Annotated in this window: 20 protein-coding genes; 5 read left to right on the top strand and 15 right to left on the bottom strand. The window is 39.1% G+C overall.

What is annotated here, in order from left to right; translation table 11 throughout:
* Positions 1-18: 18 nt before the first annotated feature.
* Both B9Y87_RS05580 and B9Y87_RS05575 read right to left on the bottom strand, forming a co-directional pair.
* Positions 19-2,388 (bottom strand): TonB-dependent receptor, encoded by a 2,370-nt coding sequence (locus B9Y87_RS05580; protein WP_245808655.1) that lies wholly within the window; start codon positions 2,386-2,388, stop codon positions 19-21.
* A 257-nt stretch (positions 2,389-2,645) separates the two neighbouring features.
* Complete coding sequence (locus tag B9Y87_RS05575) at positions 2,646-2,894, bottom strand: hypothetical protein (protein WP_139827169.1); 249 nt, start codon at positions 2,892-2,894, stop codon at positions 2,646-2,648.
* 520 nt (positions 2,895-3,414) lie between these two features.
* Between B9Y87_RS05575 and B9Y87_RS05570 the strand changes: the two genes are divergently transcribed.
* Entirely contained in the window at positions 3,415-3,771 is a 357-nt protein-coding gene (locus B9Y87_RS05570) for a hypothetical protein (protein WP_085497011.1), read from the top strand.
* A gap of 190 nt (positions 3,772-3,961) precedes the next feature.
* On the opposite strand, the gene B9Y87_RS05565 is transcribed toward B9Y87_RS05570, so the two are convergent.
* The 4 genes from B9Y87_RS05565 to B9Y87_RS05550 all read right to left on the bottom strand — a co-directional run bounded on the left by B9Y87_RS05565 (position 3,962) and on the right by B9Y87_RS05550 (position 9,931).
* Positions 3,962-5,113, bottom strand: a complete 1,152-nt coding sequence (locus B9Y87_RS05565; protein ID WP_085497009.1) for an AEC family transporter — start codon at positions 5,111-5,113, stop codon at positions 3,962-3,964.
* Between the two features lie 125 nt (positions 5,114-5,238).
* On the bottom strand, positions 5,239-6,432 hold the full coding sequence (locus B9Y87_RS05560) for a pyridoxal phosphate-dependent aminotransferase (RefSeq protein WP_085497007.1): 1,194 nt from the start codon (positions 6,430-6,432) through the stop codon (positions 5,239-5,241).
* Positions 6,433-6,466: 34 nt separating this feature from the next.
* Complete coding sequence (locus tag B9Y87_RS05555; protein ID WP_085497006.1) at positions 6,467-6,967, bottom strand: hypothetical protein; 501 nt, start codon at positions 6,965-6,967, stop codon at positions 6,467-6,469.
* A gap of 27 nt (positions 6,968-6,994) precedes the next feature.
* A complete protein-coding gene (locus B9Y87_RS05550) occupies positions 6,995-9,931 on the bottom strand; it encodes a TonB-dependent receptor (protein WP_217807488.1) in 2,937 nt (978 codons plus the stop codon).
* A 1,609-nt stretch (positions 9,932-11,540) separates the two neighbouring features.
* On the opposite strand from B9Y87_RS05550, the gene B9Y87_RS05545 reads away from it, so the two are divergent.
* Entirely contained in the window at positions 11,541-11,999 is a 459-nt protein-coding gene (locus B9Y87_RS05545; RefSeq protein ID WP_072861923.1) for an Lrp/AsnC family transcriptional regulator, read from the top strand.
* Positions 12,000-12,207: 208 nt separating this feature from the next.
* On the opposite strand, the gene B9Y87_RS05540 is transcribed toward B9Y87_RS05545, so the two are convergent.
* From B9Y87_RS05540 to B9Y87_RS05510, 7 genes are all read right to left on the bottom strand, one after another.
* Positions 12,208-13,587 (bottom strand): NAD(P)(+) transhydrogenase (Re/Si-specific) subunit beta, encoded by a 1,380-nt coding sequence (locus tag B9Y87_RS05540; RefSeq protein ID WP_085497003.1) that lies wholly within the window; start codon positions 13,585-13,587, stop codon positions 12,208-12,210.
* The gene (locus B9Y87_RS05535) at positions 13,587-13,895 is read right to left on the bottom strand and encodes an NAD(P) transhydrogenase subunit alpha part 2 (protein WP_085497001.1); all 309 of its coding nucleotides are present in this window, start codon (positions 13,893-13,895) and stop codon (positions 13,587-13,589) included. Before B9Y87_RS05535 ends, B9Y87_RS05540 begins: the two co-directional genes overlap by 1 nt.
* Positions 13,896-13,906: 11 nt before the next feature.
* Complete coding sequence (locus B9Y87_RS05530) at positions 13,907-15,007, bottom strand: Re/Si-specific NAD(P)(+) transhydrogenase subunit alpha (RefSeq protein WP_085496999.1); 1,101 nt, start codon at positions 15,005-15,007, stop codon at positions 13,907-13,909.
* A gap of 473 nt (positions 15,008-15,480) precedes the next feature.
* Positions 15,481-17,367: a monovalent cation:proton antiporter-2 (CPA2) family protein gene (locus B9Y87_RS05525; RefSeq protein WP_085496998.1), complete on the bottom strand. Its 1,887-nt coding sequence runs from the start codon at positions 17,365-17,367 to the stop codon at positions 15,481-15,483.
* A complete protein-coding gene (gene kefF, locus B9Y87_RS05520) occupies positions 17,364-17,969 on the bottom strand; it encodes a glutathione-regulated potassium-efflux system oxidoreductase KefF (RefSeq protein ID WP_085496995.1) in 606 nt (201 codons plus the stop codon). The genes B9Y87_RS05525 and kefF overlap by 4 nt, the downstream gene beginning before the upstream one ends.
* Positions 17,970-18,036: 67 nt before the next feature.
* Positions 18,037-19,317 (bottom strand): mechanosensitive ion channel family protein, encoded by a 1,281-nt coding sequence (locus tag B9Y87_RS05515; protein ID WP_085496994.1) that lies wholly within the window; start codon positions 19,315-19,317, stop codon positions 18,037-18,039.
* A gap of 183 nt (positions 19,318-19,500) precedes the next feature.
* Positions 19,501-20,913 (bottom strand): alkaline phosphatase D family protein, encoded by a 1,413-nt coding sequence (locus B9Y87_RS05510; RefSeq protein ID WP_085497542.1) that lies wholly within the window; start codon positions 20,911-20,913, stop codon positions 19,501-19,503.
* A gap of 270 nt (positions 20,914-21,183) precedes the next feature.
* On the opposite strand from B9Y87_RS05510, the gene B9Y87_RS05505 reads away from it, so the two are divergent.
* The 3 genes from B9Y87_RS05505 (at position 21,184) to cls (ending at position 24,394) form a co-directional block, all read left to right on the top strand.
* Entirely contained in the window at positions 21,184-21,729 is a 546-nt protein-coding gene (locus B9Y87_RS05505) for a hypothetical protein (RefSeq protein WP_085496992.1), read from the top strand.
* A gap of 440 nt (positions 21,730-22,169) precedes the next feature.
* Positions 22,170-22,721 carry a hypothetical protein gene (locus B9Y87_RS05500; protein ID WP_085496991.1) on the top strand — a complete coding sequence of 184 codons (552 nt, stop codon included), beginning with the start codon at positions 22,170-22,172 and terminating at the stop codon, positions 22,719-22,721.
* A gap of 260 nt (positions 22,722-22,981) precedes the next feature.
* Positions 22,982-24,394: a cardiolipin synthase gene (cls, locus tag B9Y87_RS05495; protein WP_085496989.1), complete on the top strand. Its 1,413-nt coding sequence runs from the start codon at positions 22,982-22,984 to the stop codon at positions 24,392-24,394.
* A 10-nt stretch (positions 24,395-24,404) separates the two neighbouring features.
* On the opposite strand, the gene B9Y87_RS05490 is transcribed toward cls, so the two are convergent.
* Entirely contained in the window at positions 24,405-25,397 is a 993-nt protein-coding gene (locus B9Y87_RS05490; protein WP_085496987.1) for a 2-hydroxyacid dehydrogenase, read from the bottom strand.
* Entirely contained in the window at positions 25,378-26,034 is a 657-nt protein-coding gene (locus B9Y87_RS05485) for a hypothetical protein (protein ID WP_085496985.1), read from the bottom strand. Before B9Y87_RS05485 ends, B9Y87_RS05490 begins: the two co-directional genes overlap by 20 nt.
* Positions 26,035-26,115 lie beyond the last annotated feature (81 nt).

Raw genomic sequence — 26,115 nt, 5'->3', positions numbered from 1 at the left:
ATTTGTGTTTGCTATTTATTAAAAAGGTATTGTCAATGAGATGGATAAGTTTCTGCCGGGTTCTGGTACATCTATCAACCGGTAAAAACTGGTATGGTCATAAAAGTGTGTATTCAACACATTGTTGAGTTTTGCCCGTACCTCAATAGGCTTGGTACTTTTAATAAGGTTCATTTGAGCTGTAAAGGACATGTTGAGCACCTGATATGCCTCCGTTACTTCTTCGGGAGGTACTATTTCATTTTGTGCGGCAGTAACCCTATAGTCTGCCCTTATTTGAGGTTTTTCAAGAAAAAGAAAATCCTTGAGTTGATAGCTGGCGGAGAACAATCCCGACAAAGGGGGTGAAAACGGAAGTGTAAAGCCCTTTTTGGGGCCACTTGTCTGCCTGGAATAAACGTACTCTGCAGAAGCATCCAATTGTAGGTTTTTTAATACAGTGGTACTTGCCCTGATCTCTCCTCCGGCCCTGAACACCTTGCTCTGCGTGTACTCATATATCTGAAGGGTTTCATAATAATTGGAAGTTGGATTTAGGTAGATGAAATTCTCAAAAAGATTTACAAAAGGACTGACCCCAAAACTGAAGGAATCAGAACTATGGTCTACCTCAAGATCCAACTGATAAGAGGATTCGGGGTCAAGATCCAGATTTCCCCTTTCGTACCGATACATATGATAATTTACGCCGTCCGAAGCCAATTCGTTGGCCAAAGGCATTTTAAAACTCTTACCTAAATTGATTTTATAGGTAGTATTTTGGTGTATGTAACTAATCCCAAGCGAAGCACTGAAATTGCCGAAATCCAAGGTTTTGTTTTTGGCCCTTTGAAGATAGACGTAGGACGTAGAACCATCAGAGTTGTTCACTGTTGAGGGATACCAGTCATAATGGGATTTGCTATCCAGCACCCCATAGTCATAACGCAAGCCTGCTAATAAATGGAGATCTGGATGAATCTCGAATTGGTCATTGGTAAAAGCTCCAACGGTAAATCGGTTATACGAAGGAATCAAAAACCCCCATCCCCCTATGTTATTGTCTTGATATTCCAAATTTACACCTGCTGTAATATCATGCCTTTGATTGGGGCTAAAGGAGTCCTTTATATTTAAGGTGTAGGTATTTTTATCAAATATCCGTTCCTTGCTATCTGGTGGTATTGGCATATATCCGTGCGGAACAGGTTCTGAAAGTTCCTCCCTATGGTTGTTTTGATATCCCAGGTCCAATTGAAGGGTATGGTTTCCAATACCAGCGGAAGTATTGTTCGTAATTTTAAAATGGTTCACCTTATGATAGGGTAAATCGATATCCCTATTGGAACTATCGTAATCAATGCTGGAACTTCTGACCTCCAAGCCATGGGCATTGGCAAAAAAACCATTTTTAGCATTTACATTGCTAAAATTAGTTTCGGACTTAAGGTTGCCTGAAATAAAACCGATCCCCAAGCTTACATCAGCTTCCTTCCCGGCCGTATTCCTTAAGTTATTATCATGCAGTTCAAAAATGTAATTCTCATAATTGATTCTATCCGTTGGCACTTTGTAATCGCCATAATCCCTATATGTTAATCGCCCGCGATAAAACCACTTGTTTTTACGCCCTTGTATGCCCGCCGAAACCCCCAATAGATCATTATTGGTTTCTCCTAACAAGTTTACCTCTCCCTTTAACGAATTTTGACCGGGCAATTTCGGAGCCTGAATATCTACCACGCCCGCAATGGCATCGGAACCATATTGCAATGAGGCGGGCCCCTTTATAATTTTTACCGTTTCAACTTCGTATTGGTCAATTTCCAAACCATGGTCATTGCCCCACTGTTGGGCCTCGTGTTTTATACTGTTCTGGACTACGACTACCCTATTGAACCCCAAGCCCCTGATTACAGGTTTGGACTGCCCTGAACCAATATTAATGGTGCTTACGCCCGGTATATTTTTCAAAGTCTGCATTAAACTGTTCTCCCTGTTTTTATCAAGGAAATCTTTAGAGACAGTGTGCGATACCGTAGCCAATTCTTGGGCCTCCCTTTTATGGGTTTTACCATTGACTTCCACGTCTTCAAGCTCGATGACAGACTCCTTTAAGTGGACCTTTAAGGTGTCCATTTTTGGTCCTACCGTAATAGTCACTGTTTCGGACGAGTAACCAATATGGGATATAGTCAAGGAGTACGTACCCTCAACTACATTATTTATGGTAAATGTCCCGGTCGCAGATGAAATTGAAAAAAGGCCCTTACCAATAATATTGGCGCCTTCTAGAGGATGTAAGGTGTTGGCATTTACAACGGATCCTTCTATTTGGAAAGAATCCTGCGCAAACGTTATGGAGCATAGGCTAAAATATAGCCATACGCCCAACATTTTATGGATCATTATATAATTACTATAAGTTTGAACAATTGCCCACGGAGGGGGCATTATAAAACCTATGCAATTAATCCTATTTGGAAATTGATAACGCCGTCTTGGTTTTTAGCAGCTAGCCAAAAGACCGTGAAAATTACTATTGCTAATTGCAAAAAGTGATTTTATGAAATAACCTATATACCATTCTCCGTTATGAAATGGGTATAACAATTACACATTGGAGTTATCCAGGAAATCCAGAAAGAATTAAGTGCAAGGGAAACTTACAGTAGGGCAGGAGGAGGTCGAGAAAAGAGTTGATCAGTAGCAATAGTACTTGAAACAACATAATCGTAATGTTCAGAATGCTCTATCTGAGGAATGGATTCTGTGTTTCTAATCCCGTAATCCGGTATATCTGCTGAAATAGCCGGAGTTAAATTATGGGAAACCGCATGGTCACATATATAACAATGCAGTGCATGCTCCTTATCGTCTGTATGGGAAAGCACATGAAGCCCTGCCATTTTCATCGAGAGGAAAAGAGCAAGGAAAAGAATGCTGATGCTATTTTTTAGACGACTATTTTTCATCAAATGCAAACATAATAATATAAGGGAATTACAGTGTTAAAATAATCTTAACTTAATTAATGTTTTTGGTGAATTATGGTAGATAGAAATCTCGATATAATAACGATTAGCACTTTAGTGATGGAAAACCATTATGAAGGAGAGGTGTCAACCTATGGCCAATTATAGTACGATACAATTTTGCTGCTGGATCATAAAGCTCATCAAGGTAACTTCAAGGATTTTATCGAATATATTTTGAAATCCTTCTTTTCATATATTTCCCTTCAAAGTTTACTTTTGCCGACTATTGGAATCCTATGAAAAGCTGACGATTCGTTAGCTTTTTAGCTGAATTTTGAATATTCGTATTTTGTAATGTTAAAATTTATTAAATCTATAATATACAGGGCTTGTATTGCGATATATTTAATAAGTTTGATTAAAATTAGTTAAAAATAAATTTAAATCAATCTAAAATATGAAAAAGTCAATATTTATTTTAATGGCTGCAATGTTGTTGAACGTGGTTCAAGTATTTGCTAGCGACCCACAAAAAGGCGAGGCAAAACCTGCGAAGGCGGTTACGACCCAAATTTTCCAATTGTTGAGCGATAATATTATTCCGGATGAGATTCGGGGTGCCACAGCTGAAGTACGTATTGCATTGGACAATGGCGACTATTTACGCGTTCTCAGTGTTAAAACAGAAAACGAAGCTTTAGAGACCTATATTCGCAATAGTATAGATTTTCAGAAAGTTTCCAAAGGAACCTTCGAGCAAGGAGTTATATATCGTATTCCTTTAGAGGTTAGTAAAAAGGGTAGTATCCTGTAAGCTGATCCAGTAAAATAATAGAAAAAGGCCCCTGAAAATATTTTCAGGGGCCTTTTGATTTTTACGGAGAACTGTAATTATTTTTTGACGGCTACTTCTACTATTGTTGGAGACTTATTGGATAAGTTCTGGTCTTCTCATAACAGCTACATAATAAAACCAATTGATGGCTGGTAACCTTAATTAAAAATTATTGATTTTCCGATGAATGTGCATTGGTATTTATTCCAAAAAAAGTATTGTAATTAACGACTTCCTCGGATTTATTGCTTCTTTTCAATTTAGTTATCAAATTGGGGATGTAGGTTACAGCCATTATGACAATTCCAGTAATCATTAGGACTAAAGGGTTCACGAAAAATTCGCTGAAAGAAAATATGCTAATGATTAAAATGGTGGAAAACGGCATGGAACAAGCCAAGATATTAACGGCAAAGTTAATATCGAAAGTGGGCTTCTTCTGTTCGTCCTTTTCTTCCAATGTGCTTACCGCACTCATATGGGCAAACGGCCAAAAGCTACACGCACTCTGTGGGAATACCACAATAAATAAAATCATTGGCGCAGCCAAGGCAGGGAATAGGAATACAAAAATAGCCGATAGCAAGAAGGTGATACCGGCCCGTCTCATCAGAAGGGAAAAGATAAAGCCGAATTCCCTAAATTTTATGCGGACCGCCATACCTATAAAAAGAAGTACCAAGGGAGTCATGATTAAACTCATTTTAACTATAGTGTTTTCCAAGAATTCAGGAAAGGAACTCAGGGTTAGTCCAAACCCCAATAATACCATGGCTATTATTATAACCAGGTTGATAGGTTCATTCAGCATTGAAAGAAATAGGCCTTTTAACTTACTGGATGTAGTTGCAACCAAATCTTTGACCGCCCTGGCATGATACCAATGCATTCCCAACATATACAAAAGAATAAGGACAAAGATTTTATTCCCTACGTCTGCCAATGCGGCCAGGGCCAAATATTCATCGCCCAAGTAGACGATGATAAAGGGGAAACAGGAAAGGCCTGGGGCCAAAGAAGGTAGGAGCATTGTTAATGTTCTTTTTTTTGCACCTTCATTGTTGGATAGAGACGAGGCTAATAGATACTTAGTGACTATGGCCATTATAAAATTAAACACCAAAGCCATAAGGGGGAAAATCAGCAATGATCCTTTAAGCTCTATTTTCAATAGGGCCACAAATATGGTGGCTGGCAAGGCCACGCTCAATATCAAGGTTTTAATCCCTTTGAGGTCTTCCTTGGCCACCTTTTTTTGAAGCAATAGACCCAGACCTATAATCAGCAGGAGTTCTAAAGTTTTTTGTAAAGCATAATTCATATTATAAGTTCTTAATAATTCGCTATTCCGTTTGGATGTATCGGTACTCAAAAACCCACCAACAGTTGGATCAAAGAAAGATCGAGACGGCCCTCCTATTGATCCAACTAGTGGGCAAACTCAACTTAAACCAATACTTTTTCCAGCGCTTTTGTAAAAAGCTTCATTTCCTCCATGGTACCCATACTTACCCGGCACCAGTTCTTGCCCATAATCTCGAAGGCGCGAACACCCACTTTTTGGGCGGTCATTTTTTCCAGGAAGGCCTTTCCCTCCATCTCTATAGGGAAGATGATAAAACTGGTGTATGATGGAATGTACTCAAAGCCCATTTTATCCAAGCTTTGGTAGACATAATCGCGACATTCAGCATTAAGCTTTCTGGATTTGTCCTGAAAGGCAACATCATCCATACTGGCAGTAGCCGCAAAAATGGAGGTGTAAGCAATACCCATACCTCCACGGGTAACTTTTTCAAGTTTGGTCAGCGTCGATTCCTGTGCAACTATATATCCTACCCTTAGGCCGGCCATACCGTGTATTTTAGAGAATGTACGTGCTATTATTACGTCCTTGCCCTCATTTATAAGAGACACCATACTATTTTTGTCAGCATCCTCCAAAAAGCCCATATAGGCCTCATCCACAAAAACAGGTACTTTTTCGGAAACCCTAGAGCAGAAATCTATCAATTCAGCAGCATCCGTCATAGCCCCTGTAGGATTGTTTGGATTACAGATGTATACCAATTTTGTATCTGCGTCAATGGCAGCTTCCATAGCTTTAAGGTCATGGGACCAATCTGCCTTACAGGGAACGGCTTTCCAGGAAGCACCTGTTGCCTCGGCTACACGAATCAATGACATATAAGTGGGATCTGCGGATACTACATTGCCACCATTGGCAAATAGGACCATTGCTGTTTTTTCCAAGAGATCGGACGATCCAGGTCCCATCATTATGTTCTTGATGTCCACACCTTCTTCCTTAGCTATTTTTCCCATTAGGTCAAAAAGTTCGTACCAGGCATATCTATTGCCTTTGAAGGCTACTTTCTGTAAGGCGGAAATTGCCTTCGGTGATGGACCGTATGGATTTTCGTTGGCATTCAATTTAGCTTCCAATAATGGCATTTCTCGACTATAGTCTGGTAAAAATTCCTTAAAAAACGGAGTGTAAATAGCATTGCCCTGTGCATCAAGTGTCAAAGGCACTTTGGGCATCTCCGAGATTCCAAAGCTCAAATGAGGCATTACCATGGCGCCTGCAGCTGTTAAAGCACCCCTTTTTAACCATGCTCTTCTGTCTAATGTTTTCATAATGTTATTGTATTTAAGTTGTTGCGTTTAATACTTAGTTACTTTCAACTGGGTCGGCATTTACGCCTATATTTCCTGAGGCCACTATAGTATTATCCGTTTCGCTCAGGTAGATGTTGATATGGGCATCCAGATCCAAAAGCCCATCATAAAAGGAGGTGTCGCTAATGACGTAGAATTTGTTGTCATTTAATTCGCCCGTATCACCGGAAACGGTATCCAGTGTTAGAAGGGTTGTTGTTTCCACTCCTGTAACCCCCTCTAAAATGAGTGCAGGATGTTGTTGACCTTCAATGGTGTTGTAGAGTGAAACCTGAACTAGGGTTCTGTTAAGTGTGCCTTTCCAAAAAACCACGCGCCCATATACATTGGATCCACTGGGGTCGGCAGCATCTATGGTATAGGCAGTGTAATTTCTTAAAGTACCTCCGCCTTCGGCGACTTCCAATGCAGCTTCTGGCATTTCTTGCTCACAGGAAGCAGTGAAGAAAACAAGAAATAGCAAACTAATTATTTTTATAGATGTACGTGTCATATCTTTTATTTTTATAGCGTTAACAGATTAGAATCCAAAAGTTAGCCTAGCGAAATAATATGCTCCGTTAGAACCTTGCTGATAATTGGAGTAGAGGTAAAACCCTCTTTCTTCAGCTCTTAGAATATCTGGGTATTTATTAAAGATGTTATTGCCCCCTACAGTCAATGCAAGCTTATCTGTAAAGTTGTGGGTAACCCCTATATCGGTAACAAATTGAGCAGAGAAGGTTTGATCCGAATATCCTTCTGTACCATCATTAAGGGTACGGAAAGTGTTGTCCAAAGAAGTTACTTCTCCAAAATAAGACCCTTTAAGCATACCTGACCATTTACCCCAAGTATAAGTTCCAGATCCAATAAAAGTGGTATTGGGAGTACCTGTCTCGAATTGACCTATGGACGACCTGTTTACGTATTTGGTTTCCAATTCTTCATCGGACAAAATGGTATTAAGGTCGGGAACACTCGCCCCTTCAAAAGTGTTTTCACGTAATACACCGGATAGTGTAAGGCCCAACATGCCTTCACCAACCTTTTCTCTATAGTTGGCCACTATCTCAACACCTTTGGTGCTTATGTCGCCACCATTAATTCTAAAACTAGCCAATCCGGAACCAATAATTGGAGCCAATACAGGAGCCTCGCTAGCATCAAAATTGTCGGTTTCGAAGATTCGGTCTTTAATATCAATTTTATAGGCGTCTACCGTTAGGTCTATTTTGTTGAAGAGACGGGTTGTGAAACCTATACTTAAATTCGTGGACTGTTCTTGTCTCAAGGCTTCTATGCCAATGGCTCGTGCAGCACTACTTGTATTTGGATAAAGTGTTCCATCAAATGGATCAAGACCTACGAAGAAGGTAAAGGTGTGGGAATAATTCAATTCCTGTAGCGATGGAGCCCTAAAGCCTGTGCTTAATGATCCTCGCAAAGCAAAGTTGTCCAGGATAGAATATCTCGTAGCTATTTTACCTGTAAAGACATCTCCAAAATCTGAATAGTTCTCTGTACGTACGGCACCTGTTAAGAGCCATTTTTCTGTAACATCGAGTTCTGCATCCAAATACGCAGCTGTAACCGAGCGAAATTCATTGGCCTCATTCTCAGGTGCAAATCCTCTAAAACACTGACAGTTGGGACTGTAGAACTTATTTATGTTGGTACTGGCTTCGCCATAAGGCAGAACAACCGGGCTACCATCTGCATTCACAATAGGCTGGGAGTTAAGATCTTCCAAGGGAAAACCATCAGGCCCCAATAATGCTTCGTTGTCCGTAGTGGCTGTATAAATACCTGCATCGCCTATGGAATAACTTTCTGGCTGGCCAGCTTCAATTTGATAGTTTTCTACCCTTAATTCTACTCCTATGGCAACGTTTAGTCCAGACAATACATCACCAAAATATTTGGAGACATCAAAGTTGGTAGTATTCTGGTAGAAACTATGTGTTCCCAAATCCATGGTAGTCGGAGACTCGGATTGTAAACTGGCGTTGAAGGTATTGAACATATCATAATTCATTTTGTTTCTACCAAAGGTGTTGCTAAAATCAAAATTGAAATCGCCCAAAGTACCATCAATACCACCTGTAAAGGCGATGTTGGTCTGGGTACTGGCAATTTGAGGCCTAAATCCATTGGGGAATAGATCAAAATTGGCACGATCGGCTTGGGCCGGTCTTCGGTAAAAACAACTGTATCCAGAAACGTATTTATATCCAAAATCACCAAAAGAATAAAATTCCAAATCCTCATTAAGGGGCAATGCCATATTATAGGCCACCACTCCTAGATTGGATGCTGCAGTACCTGCATAGGTGGAAAAATCCTTATAGGTAAGACCTCTTGCGGCCATAAGTCCGGTATCTGTCCTGAGCTCATCGGCAAGTGCGCTATTGCCCGATGCCTGAGCCGCTACTAATTCTGGGTTGGTAATGATAATATTTCCCTGGGCATCTGTGCGCTCATTGTTAAGGTATGCATCTCCATAAGGCGTAGCATTACTTATGTTGGGGCGGACGGTTGCCTCCGCCTGACGGTAAAGTCCAGTAATGTTTAAGTAGCCACCTTCTTCAAAGGAGATTCCATAATTTCCTGCCAATTGATAATTGATGCCATCTGGTTCCGTGTCTTTCAACAAAGCCTGATTTTCTTCACTTACATCGGTTCCGCTAAGATCTGGGGCGGAATTTGGGAATCCGCCCACAGTAAAATTTCCGCTAAACTCGCCAGTACCTTTTTTTAATACAACGTTCATTACGCCGGCAATGGCATCGGAACCGTATTGCGCCGATGCACCGTCCCTTAAAATTTCGACCCTGTCTATAGCGTCCGGTACAATAAAGCTCATATCCGTGGCATTTGCAGCTGATCCCGTCTGTGATCCTGCTAAAAGCGCCGAAGTATGCCTCCTTTTACCATTAACAAGTACCAACATTTGGTTCGGGGCAAGCCCACGGAGGGTGGGGGGGTCAACGGCTGATGAAAGGTCACCGCCCTGGGAACGAAAGGCGCTAAATGAAGGGGCGGAAGCCACTAGCATTTGCGCCAGATCCATTTGAGGCATATTAATAGCCTGTTCCTTTATGCTTATAACATCAACGGGGGCTGTAGTTTCCAATTTGGTCCTACCCTTACTTCTGGAGCCAATAACTATTGTTTCCGTTAACATTTCGGCAGCTTCGGGGAGGGTTACCGTAATATTGGTTCTTCCTCCAATTAGAATCTCCTTATTGGCATAACCTAAAGAGGATAATAACAAAACTGCATCGGATTCCGCGTCAATGGAAAAATTTCCATCAAAATCCGAGATACTTCCTTTAGTGGTACCCTTGATTACTACATTCACGCCTGGTAGGGGGGTGCCGACTTCATCTGTAACTTTTCCTGATACAGTAATTTGTTGGGCGTTCATCGCTAGCATACTGAATAGTGCGAGTGATAGTATTAGAGCTTTCTTCATATACAATAGTTTATGGGAGTTAGTAAACAATGTTTTAGGCATAACAATTCCAATCGTTTCCACGGCTATGGAAAATCAATTGTACACCTGGTAAAAGGAAAGTTCCGGATACTTAACCATCAAAAAACAACGCTACTTTTATTGTTAAATGACATGACAAATTTAACAATACATTAGGATAAATAAAATTATCTACACTTTGTAAAACACTGAAATATAGGTAGTTGAAGAGATGTAATTAATCAAATAACCAAAAATCAATTCATTTTCTAACAAAATGATAGTTCTTTGGATTTTTAGAGTACAAAAGCTGTCATATTGATGAATTGTTGCGATAATTCATTTTTATCATTATGATAAAAAGCCTCTTGCGCAAAATATAATAAAATCAGTATTTAGTTATTTTTATTGTCATATTATTGATGTTTTTTATAAAATGATAAATTAAATATGTTAAAATTGGCTATTGAAAGGATTTTTTTGAATATTATTTACTGATGATTATGTGAAATCTGACGAATATGTTTTTTATCATTTAAAAACTGCTAGAACTACGGAAATTGGTTCCGGATGGATGTTTTTATTAAATTAAGCAAAGGGTTAGGCCTTAAATTTTATCTTCAAAGGCTGCTGTTGACCCCCAAATCCCCATGGATGCTTGAAAATTTAGCTCCAACAATGGGTTAAAGGTTTCCTATATAGGACACAATGGAGCAACTTTTAGTCTGTAGCTGACCAATATGGGCTGTTAAATAGTTGCGTAGGGCTTCAATGTTCTAATTACCTTAATGGGATATCAACATGGTTTCTTGATCAGATTGGGTTTTAAAGGAACTCAAAAATGGTTTATGGCACATGTGTATATATTGTTAATACCATTGTGGTTTGTTGGTGCCTAATGGAATATGTATGGTACTACATGCCATCACTATTAATTTTGGGAAATGTATACCTATATATAGTAGTCGATAATTTCTTTGAACTATACCTTTGAATATAGGTAATAGTACCAAAGGCCAAATTAGTAAAGTCGTATTGGTTTTATTAAATAATTTGAATCAAGTGTTGGTACAAAACGTAAGGCGCTACAAAACAAACTTACTTACAATTATAGTTAGTCATAGCTCAATTTAGAAATAGATTTTGGACACAGCTTCCGCTAGCCAGGGTTAAAAATATACAACATGTATTGGATACAGCATTCAATTAGGAAAGACGGCGGTGGTTGGCCCAAAGATTTCCAGTAAGGCGATTGTCTTTATTGAAATCTAAATATTTGACATTTAAAACACTATTTATATGTTGTATAAATATATTTATTCACTTTTTTTAAATGATTTGTTAGATTTTTAAATTCAATGTTCAATGGGTGCTGTAGCAAACAAAAAATTGTAAAAATGATTTTTAATAATATGAAAAATCCTACTTCTGAAAAATGACATAAAATTATTTTTTCATCTTTTTATTATCATATTATTAGTGTTTTTCGCTAAATGATGAATTAAATTTACTGAAACCTAAAAATATCAGAATAAAACACATCATTTTGCAATTGATATTATACAGGTAACAGATATGTAATAGTCTAGATAATCTAAAATTGAACAATATGAAAGATAGAATAGATGAAATGGATTTCAAAATTTTAAGTTTGCTGGCAGACAATGCGCAAATGCCCTATACGGAGGTGGCCAAAAAGGCTGGTATTTCCCCTGGTACAGTTCATGCCCGGACCAAGAAAATGATTAATTTGGGGCTGATAAAGGGAGCAACCTTAAATCTTGACTACAGCAAGATAGGATGGAAAATGACCATTTTTCTAGGGGTTTACCTACGTGAAAGTTTTATGTACAAACAAGTTATTGAGGCCTTGCGCAAAGTGCCGGAGGTAGTCAAAATTCATCACAGTACAGGTAAATACGATATTTTTCTTAAAATGCATGCAAGGGATAGTATGCATTATAGGGATGTATACCAAGATACCATATTAACCATAGAAGGTATTAAAGGGGTGGAATCTTTTATGTCCGTTGAGGAAAACATGAGCAGGCACATTGCTTTTGAATAATTTGGATTTATTCATCTTTTGGGTACCCATTCATCCTCAATTAGGGGAGACCTATGTCCGTCTTCTCTATAATTCATCCTATTTTTTTTCGACAGGAGTCATCGTTAAGGATTTCTAGATTTCCTTAATATAATAATGCTGGAGACACTCGGCATCCTCTGAGTTATGGAGGTTGTAATATATTTGACCTCTATGCCATTTTGGATTATTACATATTTTTCAATTCGGCCACCAGATCTGTCAAGGCTGCCTTAGCATCTCCAAAAAGCATGGAAGTTTTTGAATTATAGAATAATTCATTCTCTATCCCGGCATAACCTGCATTCATACCGCGTTTATTTACGATAATATGTTTGGCATTTTCAACATCCAAAATGGGCATACCGTAAATAGGACTAGCTGGATTGTTGTGAGCTGCAGGATTAACAACATCATTGGCTCCAACAACCAGGACTATATCGGTATTGCTAAACTGTGGATTTATATCTTCCATTTCCACCAGCATGTTATATTCAACATTGGATTCTGCCAATAGCACATTCATATGGCCAGGCATACGTCCTGCTACCGGATGGATGGCATACTTAACATTTACCCCTTTTTTTGTCAACATCTGTTCAAGCTCATGAATTACATGTTGTGCCTGAGCAACTGCCAAGCCGTAACCAGGAACTATGACCACATTGTTTGCATAATTCATCATTATGGCGGCATCGCTGGGGTTGGTGCTCTTAATGGATCCCATAGCCTTGTTTTCTCCTTCCGTTGCGGCTGCGCCACCAAAAGCACCAAAAATTACAGACCCCAAAGTCCTATTCATGGCCTTGCACATGGCTACCGTTAATATGATGCCGGCAGAACCTACCAATATACCCCCTACGAGCATCACCATATTATTGTATAAAATTCCTGTTATTGCCGCGGCAATACCTGTCAAAGAATTCAACAAAGAGATTACCACTGGCATATCGGCCCCTCCAATTGGAAGAACAAAGAGAACTCCATAGATCAGGCCAGTTGACAATAGTACATACAACAAAAGTTGATTGTCTATGCCAGAGGCGACCATAAATCCAGCAAAAATGACAATGGCAATAATTACAAGGTTGTTTATGATGTTGTAGAAGGGTATCCTTACTACACTTTTTAAGGTGCCGTTTAATTTACCCCAGGCAATTAAACTTCCTGAAAAAGTAATGGCCCCGATTATTATACCTGAAACGATGGTTGTGGATTGGGTAACGTTGCTAACATTTTTACCGTATTCCACCAACCCGATAAGTGCTGCACTGGCACCCCCAAAGCCATTGAATAAGGATACCAGTTCGGGCATTTTGGTCATTTCCACTTTTATGGCTATCAGCCAGCCAATTATGGAACCTATTAGAATTGCGGCACCAATAAGGATATAAATAATGGAGGACACCTGTTGTTCATGAACAAAAATGGTACCTACTATGGCCAATCCCATTCCGGCGGCCGCAATTAGGTTACCTTTTTTTGCCGTTTCCGGGTGGCCCAACATTTTTAGACCTACTATGAACGTAACCGTAGCGATGAGATATATAAGATTTAATAAAATTCCCATTATTTTTTTCTTTTAAACATTTGTAACATTCTATCGGTAACAGCAAAGCCACCAACTACATTTAAGACTCCCAAGACTACCGCAACGAAGCCTAAGGACATGGCTACATAATCAGCGGGATCTGCGTGCAACATCACCAATATGGCTCCCACAATTACAACTCCGCTCAAGGCATTGGCCCCCGACATCAATGGTGTGTGCAAAACAGCAGGAATACTTTTTATAACCTCTATCCCAACAAATATGGCAAGGATTAGGATATAGGTGATTTGTAGGTTATTCTCTATAAATTCCAAAAACTCATTCATGGCTTAATATTTTAATCTTTTCTAATAGTTCCATTTTGGACGATCAAGGTCTCATCCGTTATTTCTTCCTCCAGATCCCATTTAAAATTGGTCCCTTCGGTTAAATGCATAATATAGTTGTAGATATTTTTGGCATAAAGATCACTTGCGTTTGTAGATACGCTTCTGGGATCAATGCTGGTACCAATGACTTTTACCCCATTTTTTACAATGGTCTTATTGATCTCGCTTACTTCGCAGTTTCCTCCTTGGGCAGCAGCCAAATCTATGATTACAGCGCCATTTTTCATTTGCATTACCTGCTCTTCGGTAATTAAGATTGGAGCTTTTCTTCCTGGGATATTGGCCGTGGTTATGACCAAGTCTGCCTGAAACAATGATTTGTTTACCGCCTCTTTTTGTCTTTTTTGGTAATCTGCCGAAGCTTCCTTAGCATACCCTCCTTCCGATTCCTCTCCCGTATTGTCCACTGAAATGAATTTGGCCCCTAGGGATTCTGCCTGCTCTTTGGTTTCCGATCTTATATCCGTAGCCTCTACTATAGCACCCAATCTTTTGGCAGTGGCTATGGCCTGTAGGCCCGCAACACCAATACCGTAAATAAGTACTCTAGAAGGGGCAATGGTCCCGGCGGATGTCATCATTAAAGGAAAGATTTTGGTCATTTCAAAGGCTCCCAAAATCACCGCTTTATAACCTGCCAGATTATTTTGGGAACTCAATACGTCCATATCCTGAGCTCTTGAAATTCTAGGGATCGCATCCATGGAAAATGCGGTTACGCCTTTGTTGGCAATTGCTTTGATAAGTTCAGGATTGGATTTGTGGTACAATTTACTGATCAATACCTGCCCTTCGTCCACTAGTTTCAAATCTTCTTCATCAAAGGGGTTTATTTTTAAAAGTACCTGAGCTTCATGGAAAATAACGGCTCTTTTTTCAACAGTCACCCCAACCTTGTTATAATCTGAATCCAAAAAGGAAGAACTCTCACCTGCACCTTGCTCTACAAGAAGTTCAAAGCCTGCGGCAATTAGTTGTTTGGCGATATTCGGGGTAATGGCAACACGACTTTCACCATCCAAGGTTTCTTTTAATATGCCTATTTTCATTTTGGTTAATGGTTTGGTTATTTGTAAAGTAGAATTAACATAATTGGTTATGATAATTGAAAAGTCGCAAAATTAGAGAATTGAGGTTATCTTATGGGGTATTTGTAATAAAGTTTACAATTTTTATGTTAAATGTTTAATAATTTGTAAAATTTACAAGAACTACCTTATGTAATCTGCTCTTTCATTCCGCTTTTTTATTACTATATTTTTTTTGTTAAATGACTGCAATAATAAACCCAAAGAGGGTAAAGGGCATCCTGTACTGTCTGGGTATTGGAAGTATATTATAAGGTAATTTTGGTGATTATTGTAGGAGTGCCTCTTTAGAAAATGTATTCTTCTCCGTACTAATTGAAACGGGGACGAATCATAGCATTGATAAAATTGTCCGGTCAATTAAGGATTTTAGAGAAATCTAGAGAGCATAGAGGATTTATATTGAAGCATTTGGAATGGATATAGTCTTATACTCAGTTCTTTGGAGTATTATGGGCCGCTCTCATTTGTTCGCTGTCCCAATGATTGTCAAATTCAACAATACCTCTATTAAGATCTTCCTCCAACTGTTTTTCTTGTTGTTTTATCTCTTCTTTGGCCTTAAAAATATACTCTTCCCTGGTTTTGGGTTTATTGGACAATCGCCTTAGGCTATCCTCATCGTATTGAATAAATTTTTGGGCCTGTCGGTATATGGTGTATTTTCTATATCCTAAATGGTTTAACGCATCACTTGCCATTTTAACGGAGGTTTCCAAAGATTCTCTGTACACATCTTCAACACCCATGTTTAGTAAATCGTACGCATCGTATCTGTTTTTTGCCCGTAACATCAACTTCACATTAGGATATTTCTCCTTAACCATTTTCGTCAAATGGATTACGTTATCGCTATTGTCTATTGCCGATATGAGAATCTTGGCCTCGGCTATTCCTGCCGATTCCAAAAGATCCATGCGGGTGGCATCTCCATAGTATACTTCAAACCCCATTTTTCTTAATAGGTCTACCCGGTTGGAATCGTTGTCCAATATAGTTGCTTCAATGCCATAGGATCTGAGGAACCTTCCAACCGTACTTCCGAAATGGCCGAAACCAACCAAAATTACCTTGTGGGTCTTGGCTATATGATCCACTGGTCTGGTTTCCGATTTTTTGGTGCCTACCCGGGGCAGTATCACTCTATCGTTTAGTATTCCAAGTATGGGCGTGAGGGTCATGGTTAGTGCCGTTACCACCAACATCATATCCAATTCAACCCTACTTAGAATATTCAATTGGAAGGCAAAGGAAAGTAGGACAAAAGCAAATTCCCCAATTTGGGCCAGTCCAATAGTTAGGAGCAGTCTTTGATCTGCCTTAAGCTTAAAAATGGCCCCTACCAAGAATAGGATTATGGCTTTTAAAATGATTACGGCTACTACCAGGCCACCAATCATTACGGGATTGTCCCCAATAACAATAAAATTAATGGAGGCGCCAACGGCCATAAAGAACAAGCCCAACAATAGGCCTTTGAAGGGTTCCAAATTGCTCTCCAGTTCATGTTTAAATTCACTGGTAGCCAATACCACCCCACCTAGAAAGGCTCCCAATGCCGGACTTAATCCAACAAGTTCCATAAGATAGGCCAAGGCAATAACGATAAGCAGTGCAGAGGCGGACAATAGCTCCCTGAGTCTTGTTTTGGCCACTAGCCTTAACATGGGAACAAAAAAATAACGTCCGGCAAGAACCACGGTGACCACCGACATGAAAATGGCCAAAGCCTGAAAACCTAAAGGCAAATTTTCAAGTAGATAAATATGATCCGAATGGTCACTGGCAATTACAGTTTTTTCCGAATCTGTAAGCAAAGGGATAACCGCCAACATCAAAATAACAATAATATCCTGAAAAAGAAGAATGGAAAAAGATGAGGCGCCATAGGTGGTATTCATTAATCCATTTTCCTTTATGGTCTGTAAGGTTATTGCCGTGGAGGAGAGGGACACTGCCATAGATATGATCAGGGAAACTTTCCAATCAAATCCAATCGTGGTAAATAGGAGGAAGGAAACAATCATGGTTCCCAAAACCTGGGCTCCTCCCACACCAATTATGGTTTTTCTCATTTGCCAAAAGCTCTTTGGTTCTATTTCAAGGCCTATAAGAAAAAGCATCATGACCACACCAAACTCGGCAAAGTGAAGTATGTCCTGACCTTCGTCCCCAACAAAGCCCAAAATATAAGGCCCTATCAATATTCCGGCCAAGAGGTAGCCTAGAACGGAACTTAAACCAAACTTTTTGGCTATGGGAACACAAATAATGGCCCCGGTTAGAAAAACAATTGCTGCAAAAAGAATGCTACCGCTCATTTTGAAGTTACCTTATTTAGTTGGGGAGTGTCATTTAAGAATTCACAGTTTTTGATCTTGTCAAAAGAAAGGCTTTGCTGTAATTCGTATAACAATTGTTCATATTTTAAGGTATAATCTTCCAACTCTTCATCGGACATGTTATGGGTTCCCATAACCGTAAAAGGAGGAAGGTATTCCATATTACAAAGTCTGGCAGTCTGTTCAAACGGTCGCAAAAATTCATTTACAGAATAGTTATTGCTCCCTTCGGAACAGTAAACGGCCCTGGTTCCGCCAGTGGTAATCACATTTAAACATTTTTTGGACTGTAAGGCATTACCATTTGCCCCATAGGCCCATCCGAATTCCAGTACTACATCCATCCATTGTTTCATCAAAGGCGGGCAGCTGTACCAATAAAAGGGATAGTGCCAAATAATAACATCGTGGTCGGTCAGAAGTTTTTTTTCACTTATGATATCTATGTTAAAATCAGGATAACGCTCATAGAGGTCATGAAAAGTAACTCCCTCCTTGTTTTCTACCATTTTGACCAAAGCTTTGTTTGCTCTGGATTGTTCAAATTTTGGATGTGCAAACAAAATTAAAATTCGATTCATACTTTTAATTTAAAGGTAAACTTCCAAACCAAAGCTACATTTACGATAATTATGGCATTCCATCCTTTTATTGTGGCCCTTCCGTTCCGTTTGCCACTTTATCCAAGCCATCATTAAAAGAGGTTGGGAATTCAAACACTTCCAACTCAAAATAGGGCAGCGCCGCCAACAAATGGTCAAAAATATCGGCCATTATATATTCGTAGTTTTCCCAACGTTTATCACTGCTAAAAGCATAGATTTCCAAAGGTATGCCTTGAGGTGTAGGGGGTAGCTGCCTAGTCATTAAGGTCATATTCTGGTTTATGGCAGAATGGTTCTTGAGGTAAGTTTCCACGTATTTTCTAAAAACGCCAATATTGGTCAAGTTTCTTCCATTTATGGCCAATTGCTTATCAATATGGTGCTCTTGGTTATAGGTGTCTATAGTGCTATTTCTAGTTTCAATATACTTGGCAATTATCTGTATGCCTTTTAAGGATTCAATATTATCTGCAGTAAGGAATTTGATACTTTTCTGTTTTATAAGTAGGGCGCGTTTAATCCTACGACCTCCTGAAGCCTGCATTCCCCGCCAGTTTTTGAACGAATCCGAAATAAGAGAATAGGTCGGAATTGTGGTAATGGTCTTATCAAAATTCTGGACTTTTACCGTGGCAAGTGAAATTTCGGTAACATTGCCATCTGCCCCAAATTTTTCAAAGGTTATCCAATCTCCAATACGGACCATGTCGTTAATACTTACTTGTATACTGGCAACAAGGCCTAAAATGGTATCTTTAAATATCAAAAGGATTACGGCAGAGGCGGCTCCCAAGGTGGTAAAAAATTTCCAAATAGTGATATCGGTCAATACCGCAAAAAGAGTTAGAATGCCCCCTATCCAAGCGAATATCATAAATACCTGAATATAGCTATCCAAAGGCTTGTCCTTCATATGGGGCAAGGTCTTAAAATAGTCCTTGATACTTAAGAGCAGGCTTCTAATCAGCACCAAAACCAGTATTACGGCAAGTATTTCGATTAACTTCAATATAATGCCTTCCGTGTTTTCAAAATCCAGAAAGGCCAAAGGAAGATATCGGTACAACAACCATAAGGGAATAATGTGCGCCACAAATCTGGGCACCTTATTGAACACTAAAAAATCATCAAAATTGGTCTTGGATTTCCTAGCGAACCTCACCGATAGGAAACGGAATAGTTTCCATAGCACATAATCCATCAAAAGGGCCACTAAAATTATTCCTATGAAAAGTATTAGGGCATTTAGGTAGGAGGCCGTATTGGCTTCCAGACCAGATTGGATAAGGTAATCGTAAAGTAATCGTCTTAAACCGTTGTTCATGACCAAAATGCAATAATGAATACTTGACAAAAATAAGGATTGCAGTTCAGTTGTGGCAGTAGTTCGTTAAAAAGTGTGGAAGCTTTCTCATAAAAGCTATTTCATTATACTTTTCTATTATAAGTGGATTCTATGTCAATACCGGAATACCAATGGACTTTAACGTTTATGTACGGTTCATTTTTACCTACTTATGGTTTCCTTGTTCACCATATTGCCATCAACATCATAATGAATAAACTCTATGACAGGGGTGTTCCCTTCCCGATGTACTTTTACGGCCAAAAAACCGCCCTTGACCCTTAAGAATTTATGCTCCGGGCGCATGTCGTTGGCATCCCATCCCTGGGCATGGGAGTCGCTGGAGGGGCCTTGACTAAACTCCATCAGTCCAGTGTCCGGATCAACAGACACATATTGCCAATGTCTATCCCCATTGATAACGAACATTTTTTGCTCGTAAAGGTATTTGCGTAACCAATCCCCTTCTGTTTTAAATGAATCATTGGAGTGGTTGTCAATTTTTCCTTTTGCCCTGTCGGGCCCCACCACAGGAGTGGGTGAACTAAGGATTTTGAAGGTAGCATCCGAGGCTTCCACCGAGTGTTTAAACCATGCTATCTGCTCTTTGCCCCAAATGCTTTTGTCTTCCCCGTCTGGAGCCTTGTTGTCACTTCTGTAATCCCTGCCTTCTACCATCCAAATTTGTAGATCTTTTCCCCACCTAAAGGTTCTATAGGATTTATCCATAATCGGGGCTTGTTCGTTCCATATTAACAGGCCATCCTCAAAACTCAGTTCTCCAAAAGGGGTAGAGTTGGGCATGGCATCATCCTTTAATACATCGTGGTCATCCTTTTGTAAGTAAAGGGGGGTATTATTGTAGAAATTATTCAATGATGGCCAGGAATTAATGGCGTGCCATTTATGTCTTGCCAATTCCAAATTGTAGGCCATGGGGCCAGCTTTGTCATAATACACGTAATCGCCCGTTTGGCAGTGGAACAGCGGATTTAATTTAAGCATATTATCATATATCTTAAACCCTCTTTTAGGATCGTCATAAGACCAAAAATATTGACAAGTGGAGGAGGTGAAAAGTACCGGTACCACCTCAGTGGGCAGCGGAGCTGTGGTAAACCTTCCCTGTATTTCGGTAATGGGCGATTCAGTTGATTTTCTGCCCTTAACGGTCACTGTATGTATAGTTTTGGATTTAAGGCCTGTAATTCTGTGTTTTAAAGTAAAGTCCTTATACTCCGAAACATACTCCCATGGCGTGTTTATCACCGTATCTTTAGAACGCACTTCAATGCTTATCTGCCCGAAGGAACCCTCCACGGCCCCGTCCATTTCATTTACAGGCATATTATTGTCAAAATCGATGGGACTTCTGAAGGGAGCCCCTTTTTGTTGATGTTTTATGGGTACCGGTTTTTCAGATTTACACAATCTGGTCCATACTACTGCAGAGCTATGGGTTAATTCCCCAATCTTAAAACCGTTGGTAAAATATACGTGGTCACTATTTTGTGCATGTACATTGGAAATCAGTACAACAAAAGTTCCTATTAAGGCAATAATATTATTTTTCAAGATGTATTTTTTGATCATTTTAAATAACATTCTAAATCAAATATATGCCATTTATTAAAACCCTAATAGTATATAAGCACTTCCCCTTTTGTGGATGTAAGATGCTCCTTCCCTTGGTTTATATATGGCCAAGACTCCAGATTTAATAGTAAGGGGTTCAGCCTGATTGTTCCTTGCAGCAAAATAATTATTGAATACTGTTAAAAAAAGCCATATCTTGAATAATCTAAACTTAGCTTATAAATAGAACCAACCATTAACAGCTCCAATATGAAATTGAATAGATTCCTTTTAACCATGAACACTGTTCTTGTAGTGTTCCTATACAGTGAACATTTATTTTGCCAGACTACAGATATCGCGGTAGTGGATAGTACCTCCAAAACAGAAAATAGATTAAAATTTGGTTTTGGGTTTGGATTGAGTTTTGTTGGAGGTACCAATATTAGTTTAGCTCCCAATTTAATGTATGAAGTAAGTAATAAAGTGAGTCTAGGTGGGGGAATACAGGGCAGTTATACCTCTATCAAGGATTTGCAGAATACCACTACTTTTGGAGCGAACATCATAACCCAATATAGGCCTATAAGGCAACTGACCACCTTATTGGAATTTGCCCAGCTGAAGGTGAATACCAAAACCGAGACCCCTACGGGAAAAGTTACGGATGATTATTGGGACACTGCACTCTTCGTAGGTTTAGGATGGAATATAAACGAAAAAATATCGGTAGGGGCTAAGTACAACTTGTTGTATAAGGAAGATGAAAGCGTATATACCAGTCCCATACTGCCGTTCGTAAATATTACCTTTTAGAAGTTAGGCGGATTAGGGTTGCACCCAAGATGTCATAATGCCAGCCCAAACACTATTGTAATTAGGTTTATACCCTGTATGACGATCATTCAATGCACCTAGTATCGAAATAAAACCGAACTCCCTTTTTTTGAAGATAGCTTCAATCATACTACCCAATAAAGGCTTTAGAAAATCAATTTTATCCCAATAGCGAATTCCGGATTAATTGCAATTACAATTATTGTTTCCTACAGCTTAACCTCTTGGATATCGCAACAATTTTAGGAGCTTCTAACGTACTAATTGTCGGTATTGGTCCAAGTGTGCTAAATATTAACATTGCTTTAAGAATATTATTTAACAGGTGGTTAAAATAGCATATAAATTGGAAAATCCAGCTGTTTCATGAGGAAGTGTATGTCTATAAATTTGTAAGCGTATTCTTTAATTACTTCGTTATGAAAAAAATGAATTTTTATCCCAAGACTTGGCAAGTGGTACCACTGCTTTCCGATAGGTATCTATTGGATTCAGATGGAAAATGTATAAAGGATTTGGTGCTTAGGAACGGTTACGCCACTGATATGAAAGTGTCCGAAATGGATTTGAACATTACTAAGTTTTCTGCTATTGACACAAAGGGGCAAGAGCATTTTATTACAGACTTCCAAGGTCAGGCTGCCATACCTATCAAAGGTATGCATACAGGACTTTTTCTAAAATCCAAAAGCGTTCTTAACTTGGAAACAGGTTCTTATAGAACCTTTAGATTTTATCTTGCCAAATCCGGAAGTAAAATAACTTATAGTGATAGATATCAAGAACGTGCGGACGGAATTAAGTTTCTGGACTTCGAGATAATTAACGGACTAACCATTGCAGGTGGGGAATCTCCGGAAACTATTCTTCGGTTTGATTTTGTGCCTTATAAATCAATGGGACTTTTCAGGTCAATTGCACAATTTTTTAAAGGCCCGGGCATACTCACAGGCAAACTGGCCCATTCATAGGTTAAGTCATACAAAAATTCCGTAGATTCGGGCATATAACTAGTTTTCACAATTACGGGAAAAAATATTATATAAACTGTATAAAACCCTCAAAACAGAATATTCTGTTTTGAGGGTTTTATATTCGTTATGCTATACTTTAAGGGTTAGGTGTTAATGACTCTATGCTATCATAAGCTGATAATTATCATATATTAAACACCACAATTTCCGAACTTTGTTAATTGCACTTATCCCAGTCAATTAATTATAAAGAACACATGTGGAATGCCATTTTTCTTAGTCTTTATGTACTTATTGCCCTAGCCATCATCATAAGTATTCTTTTGCACGGTGCCAAACCTTCAAAAAGTTTGGCTTGGCTTCTGGCTATTTTTACCATACCGGTGGGCGGAATGTTCCTTTATCTACTTCTGGGAAGAAATAGGAGAAAAAATAAGTTGTTGAAATTAAAAAAGAAGGCTTTTTTAAATTTGCCGGAGCCCTTAATGGAGCACATGACTTCTATGAGTGGGAAGTACCAAAAACTTATGACCTTGGTCTACCGAAATTCACATTTCCCTCCCACGGACAATAATGAACTCCGACTGCTAAAAGATGGAAAAACGACCTTCGAATCCATTTTTGAGGCCCTTGAAAGTGCCCAACACAGAATACATTTACAATACTACATTTTTGAAGAAGGGGAACTTGCACAAAAGCTATTACAGCTTTTTGAACGTAAAATTATGGAAGGGGTACAGGTGAAAATGATTTACGACGGTATAGGCAGTTTTACATTAAGTAAGGCTTATTTAAAAAAATTAGCGGCTATTGGTGTTGAGGTATATCCCTTTCTGCCGTTCAAATTTGGGCGTTTTTTTTCTTCCCTGAATTATAGAAATCATAGAAAGATTATTGTAGTAGATGGCAAGGTGGCATTTACCGGAGGCATAAACGTATCGGATAAATACTTGAAGGGCGATGTGGAACTGGGCAATTGGCACGATATGCACTTAAGATTGGAGGGCAATGCCGCCAGTCATTTGGATTTTGTTTTTGCAATGGATTGGTATTTGGTTTGTCAAAAGACGATTCCTGTCCTGCCCTTGGATATGGAAAAAGCAGCCATTGAAAAAAATAAAGGTAAACTCGTCCAAATTGTCTCCGGCGGACCGGATGATGATTTTCCTTCGTTGGAACAAACTTATTTTACAATAATTAATAAGGCCAAAAATTATCTCTTTATTACCAATCCCTATGTTATTCCCGGACAGGCATTAATGGAGGCCCTTCAGACCGCTGCCCTGGGAGGTGTGGACGTGCGTTTGATGGTTTCGGAAAATGGGGACAATAAAATAGTAAGTTGGAGTGTACGGTCTTATTTTGAACCCCTTCTTAAATCCGGGATCAAGATCTATTTATTTCCAGACGGATTTTTACACAGTAAGATCATGGTTAGTGATGATAGCATTGCTACCATAGGTACGGCCAATTTGGATGATAGGAGTTTTGAACAGAATTATGAAGTAAATGCCATTGTTTATGATGCCGCATTTGCACAGTTGTTGAAGGAAGATTTTCTTAAGGATGCCTATTCTAGCAGAATGCTGACCTATGAAGATCATATAAAAAGATCTTGGGGGGAAAGGCTTAAAGAAGGTTTCGGAAAACTATTTAGTCCTTTGCTATGAATTGATCGTTTCAAGACCTCAGTTCGTTCTTGGACGATTTACCTTCTTCCCAACTATTTAGATTTTCAAAAGTAACCTCGGCAATATTGGTCAACGCCTCCTTGGTTATAAAACCTTGGTGGGGGGTAAGCAGTACATTGGGAAAGGATAATAACTTTATTAATAGACGGTCTTTGATTCCTGCTGTAGAATTGTCCTTAAAGAACGATCCTATTTCCTTTTCATAAACATCAGTGCAGTAGCCACCAATGGCGTTTTTTTCCAATGCATTTATCAATTCTTTAGTTTCCACCAAGGCCCCTCTTGCCGTATTTATCAAAACGACCTCCTGTTTCATTAGGGCTAGTTTTTGTTTATCTATCAAATAGTAGTTCTCTTGTGTGAGTGGTATGTGTAGGCTTATGATATCCGATTGTTTGCAAATCTCGTCCAAGGAAGTGTAGGTAAGATCGTATAATTGAACTAGTCTATAATCAGGTTTAAGGTCGTTCGCCAATATCTTGCAACCAAAACCGTTCATAATCTTGGCCATTACACTGCCAATTTTCCCAGTTCCGACAATGCCTACAGTCTTTCCGTTCAAATCGAAACCCATCAGGTTGTTTTGGAGGAAATTATAGGAGTGTACCTGCCTATTGGCCAAAATAATCTTCCGGTTTAGTGCCTGCAAAAGGGCTACTGCATGTTCGGCAATGGAGTAGGGGGAATACTCCGGAACATTGGCTACCTTAAGCCCAAATTTTTGTGCTGTTTTTAGGTGTACGTTGTTATACCCGGCCGATCGCAAACTAATATATCGAACTCCCAGATCCGATAATTTTTCCAACACTAAAGACGAGGCATCATCACCGGAGAATATGGAAACTGCCATATACCCTACCGCTTGGATGGCCGTCTCGGAATTTAAGGCATCTTTTGTATAACTTACCTTATGAATCTTGTTATTGGCATCATTTAAAAAAGGTATTTCAAAATCTTTAGCACTATAGACCAGTAATTTCATTTTTTCCTTCTTTGATAAAAATTAGATCTTGGTCTTCCATGGCCGTTACAACGAGTTTTATGTAATCTTTAATGGTTTTTTGTATGTTTTTGGGGTCGGAGATGTCTATACTTCCTCTCCAAATCATTGACCTTTCCTTGCCTTCACAAATACAGTAAAGTGTAGTCTCTGCATGGTATACCGTAAATTTATCATAATATCCTTGGTCGTAATAGATTTCTTGGTGACTTAGATAATCGTCATTAAATCTTCCTTGGTAATTGTTCCACCTGGAAATGGATTTCAAAAAACTTTCCTTATCCTCCGAACCAACAACTTTTGTAAATAGTATGGCATCAAAATCCTTGTCCAATAGGCTTTGTTCCACATCATCCAGTTCTTTCTCGGTCTTACGGGTATCGGTAAAGGAAACATCAAAAACATCAAGGCTTCGCATGGCTTCAATATTTCGTTTACTAAATTCCTTTTGCATGTTGGTTTCAAAATCTGTCCTGGCTTCCTGGTCTGATGCCATTCCTACTATCAACACTTTATTGGCATGGAACAGTACGGTGTCCGGATTTTTCCAGTTTTCAACCAAACTTGTGGAAGAGCATGCCGTTAGTAAAATTGAGAATAGAAGTAATACTTTTTTCATGGTATAAGCCTTTGTAATAATGGTTTTTTTATTTCAGGAATAGTTGCAAAGGTAGCGGTTGTGCTTATGAAATAATATGAC

Origin of the sequence: Arenibacter troitsensis, from assembly GCF_900177645.1 — a bacterium.
GTDB lineage: Bacteria > Bacteroidota > Bacteroidia > Flavobacteriales > Flavobacteriaceae > Arenibacter > Arenibacter troitsensis.
The sequence above is the reverse complement of the archived record's forward strand: the minus strand, read 5'-3'. Positions and strand labels throughout refer to the sequence as shown.

Excerpts from the sequence above, each read along its gene's own strand:
- B9Y87_RS05525 (WP_085496998.1), bottom strand. The coding sequence starts at position 17,367 with ATGAGCGGTAGCATTCTTTTTGCAGCAATTGTTTTTCTAACCGGGGCC.
- cls (WP_085496989.1), top strand. The coding sequence starts at position 22,982 with ATGTGGAATGCCATTTTTCTTAGTCTTTATGTACTTATTGCCCTAGCC.
- B9Y87_RS05500 (WP_085496991.1), top strand. The coding sequence starts at position 22,170 with ATGAAAAAAATGAATTTTTATCCCAAGACTTGGCAAGTGGTACCACTG.
- B9Y87_RS05570 (WP_085497011.1), top strand. The coding sequence starts at position 3,415 with ATGAAAAAGTCAATATTTATTTTAATGGCTGCAATGTTGTTGAACGTG.
- B9Y87_RS05515 (WP_085496994.1), bottom strand. The coding sequence starts at position 19,317 with ATGAACAACGGTTTAAGACGATTACTTTACGATTACCTTATCCAATCT.
- B9Y87_RS05560 (WP_085497007.1), bottom strand. The coding sequence starts at position 6,432 with ATGAAAACATTAGACAGAAGAGCATGGTTAAAAAGGGGTGCTTTAACA.
- B9Y87_RS05565 (WP_085497009.1), bottom strand. The coding sequence starts at position 5,113 with ATGAATTATGCTTTACAAAAAACTTTAGAACTCCTGCTGATTATAGGT.
- kefF (WP_085496995.1), bottom strand. The coding sequence starts at position 17,969 with ATGAATCGAATTTTAATTTTGTTTGCACATCCAAAATTTGAACAATCC.
- B9Y87_RS05490 (WP_085496987.1), bottom strand. The coding sequence starts at position 25,397 with ATGAAATTACTGGTCTATAGTGCTAAAGATTTTGAAATACCTTTTTTA.
- B9Y87_RS05535 (WP_085497001.1), bottom strand. The coding sequence starts at position 13,895 with ATGAATGAGTTTTTGGAATTTATAGAGAATAACCTACAAATCACCTAT.
- B9Y87_RS05550 (WP_217807488.1), bottom strand. The coding sequence starts at position 9,931 with ATGAAGAAAGCTCTAATACTATCACTCGCACTATTCAGTATGCTAGCG.
- B9Y87_RS05505 (WP_085496992.1), top strand. The coding sequence starts at position 21,184 with ATGAAATTGAATAGATTCCTTTTAACCATGAACACTGTTCTTGTAGTG.
- B9Y87_RS05540 (WP_085497003.1), bottom strand. The coding sequence starts at position 13,587 with ATGGGAATTTTATTAAATCTTATATATCTCATCGCTACGGTTACGTTC.
- B9Y87_RS05485 (WP_085496985.1), bottom strand. The coding sequence starts at position 26,034 with ATGAAAAAAGTATTACTTCTATTCTCAATTTTACTAACGGCATGCTCT.
- B9Y87_RS05530 (WP_085496999.1), bottom strand. The coding sequence starts at position 15,007 with ATGAAAATAGGCATATTAAAAGAAACCTTGGATGGTGAAAGTCGTGTT.
- B9Y87_RS05580 (WP_245808655.1), bottom strand. The coding sequence starts at position 2,388 with ATGATCCATAAAATGTTGGGCGTATGGCTATATTTTAGCCTATGCTCC.
- B9Y87_RS05555 (WP_085497006.1), bottom strand. The coding sequence starts at position 6,967 with ATGACACGTACATCTATAAAAATAATTAGTTTGCTATTTCTTGTTTTC.
- B9Y87_RS05575 (WP_139827169.1), bottom strand. The coding sequence starts at position 2,894 with ATGAAAATGGCAGGGCTTCATGTGCTTTCCCATACAGACGATAAGGAG.
- B9Y87_RS05545 (WP_072861923.1), top strand. The coding sequence starts at position 11,541 with ATGAAAGATAGAATAGATGAAATGGATTTCAAAATTTTAAGTTTGCTG.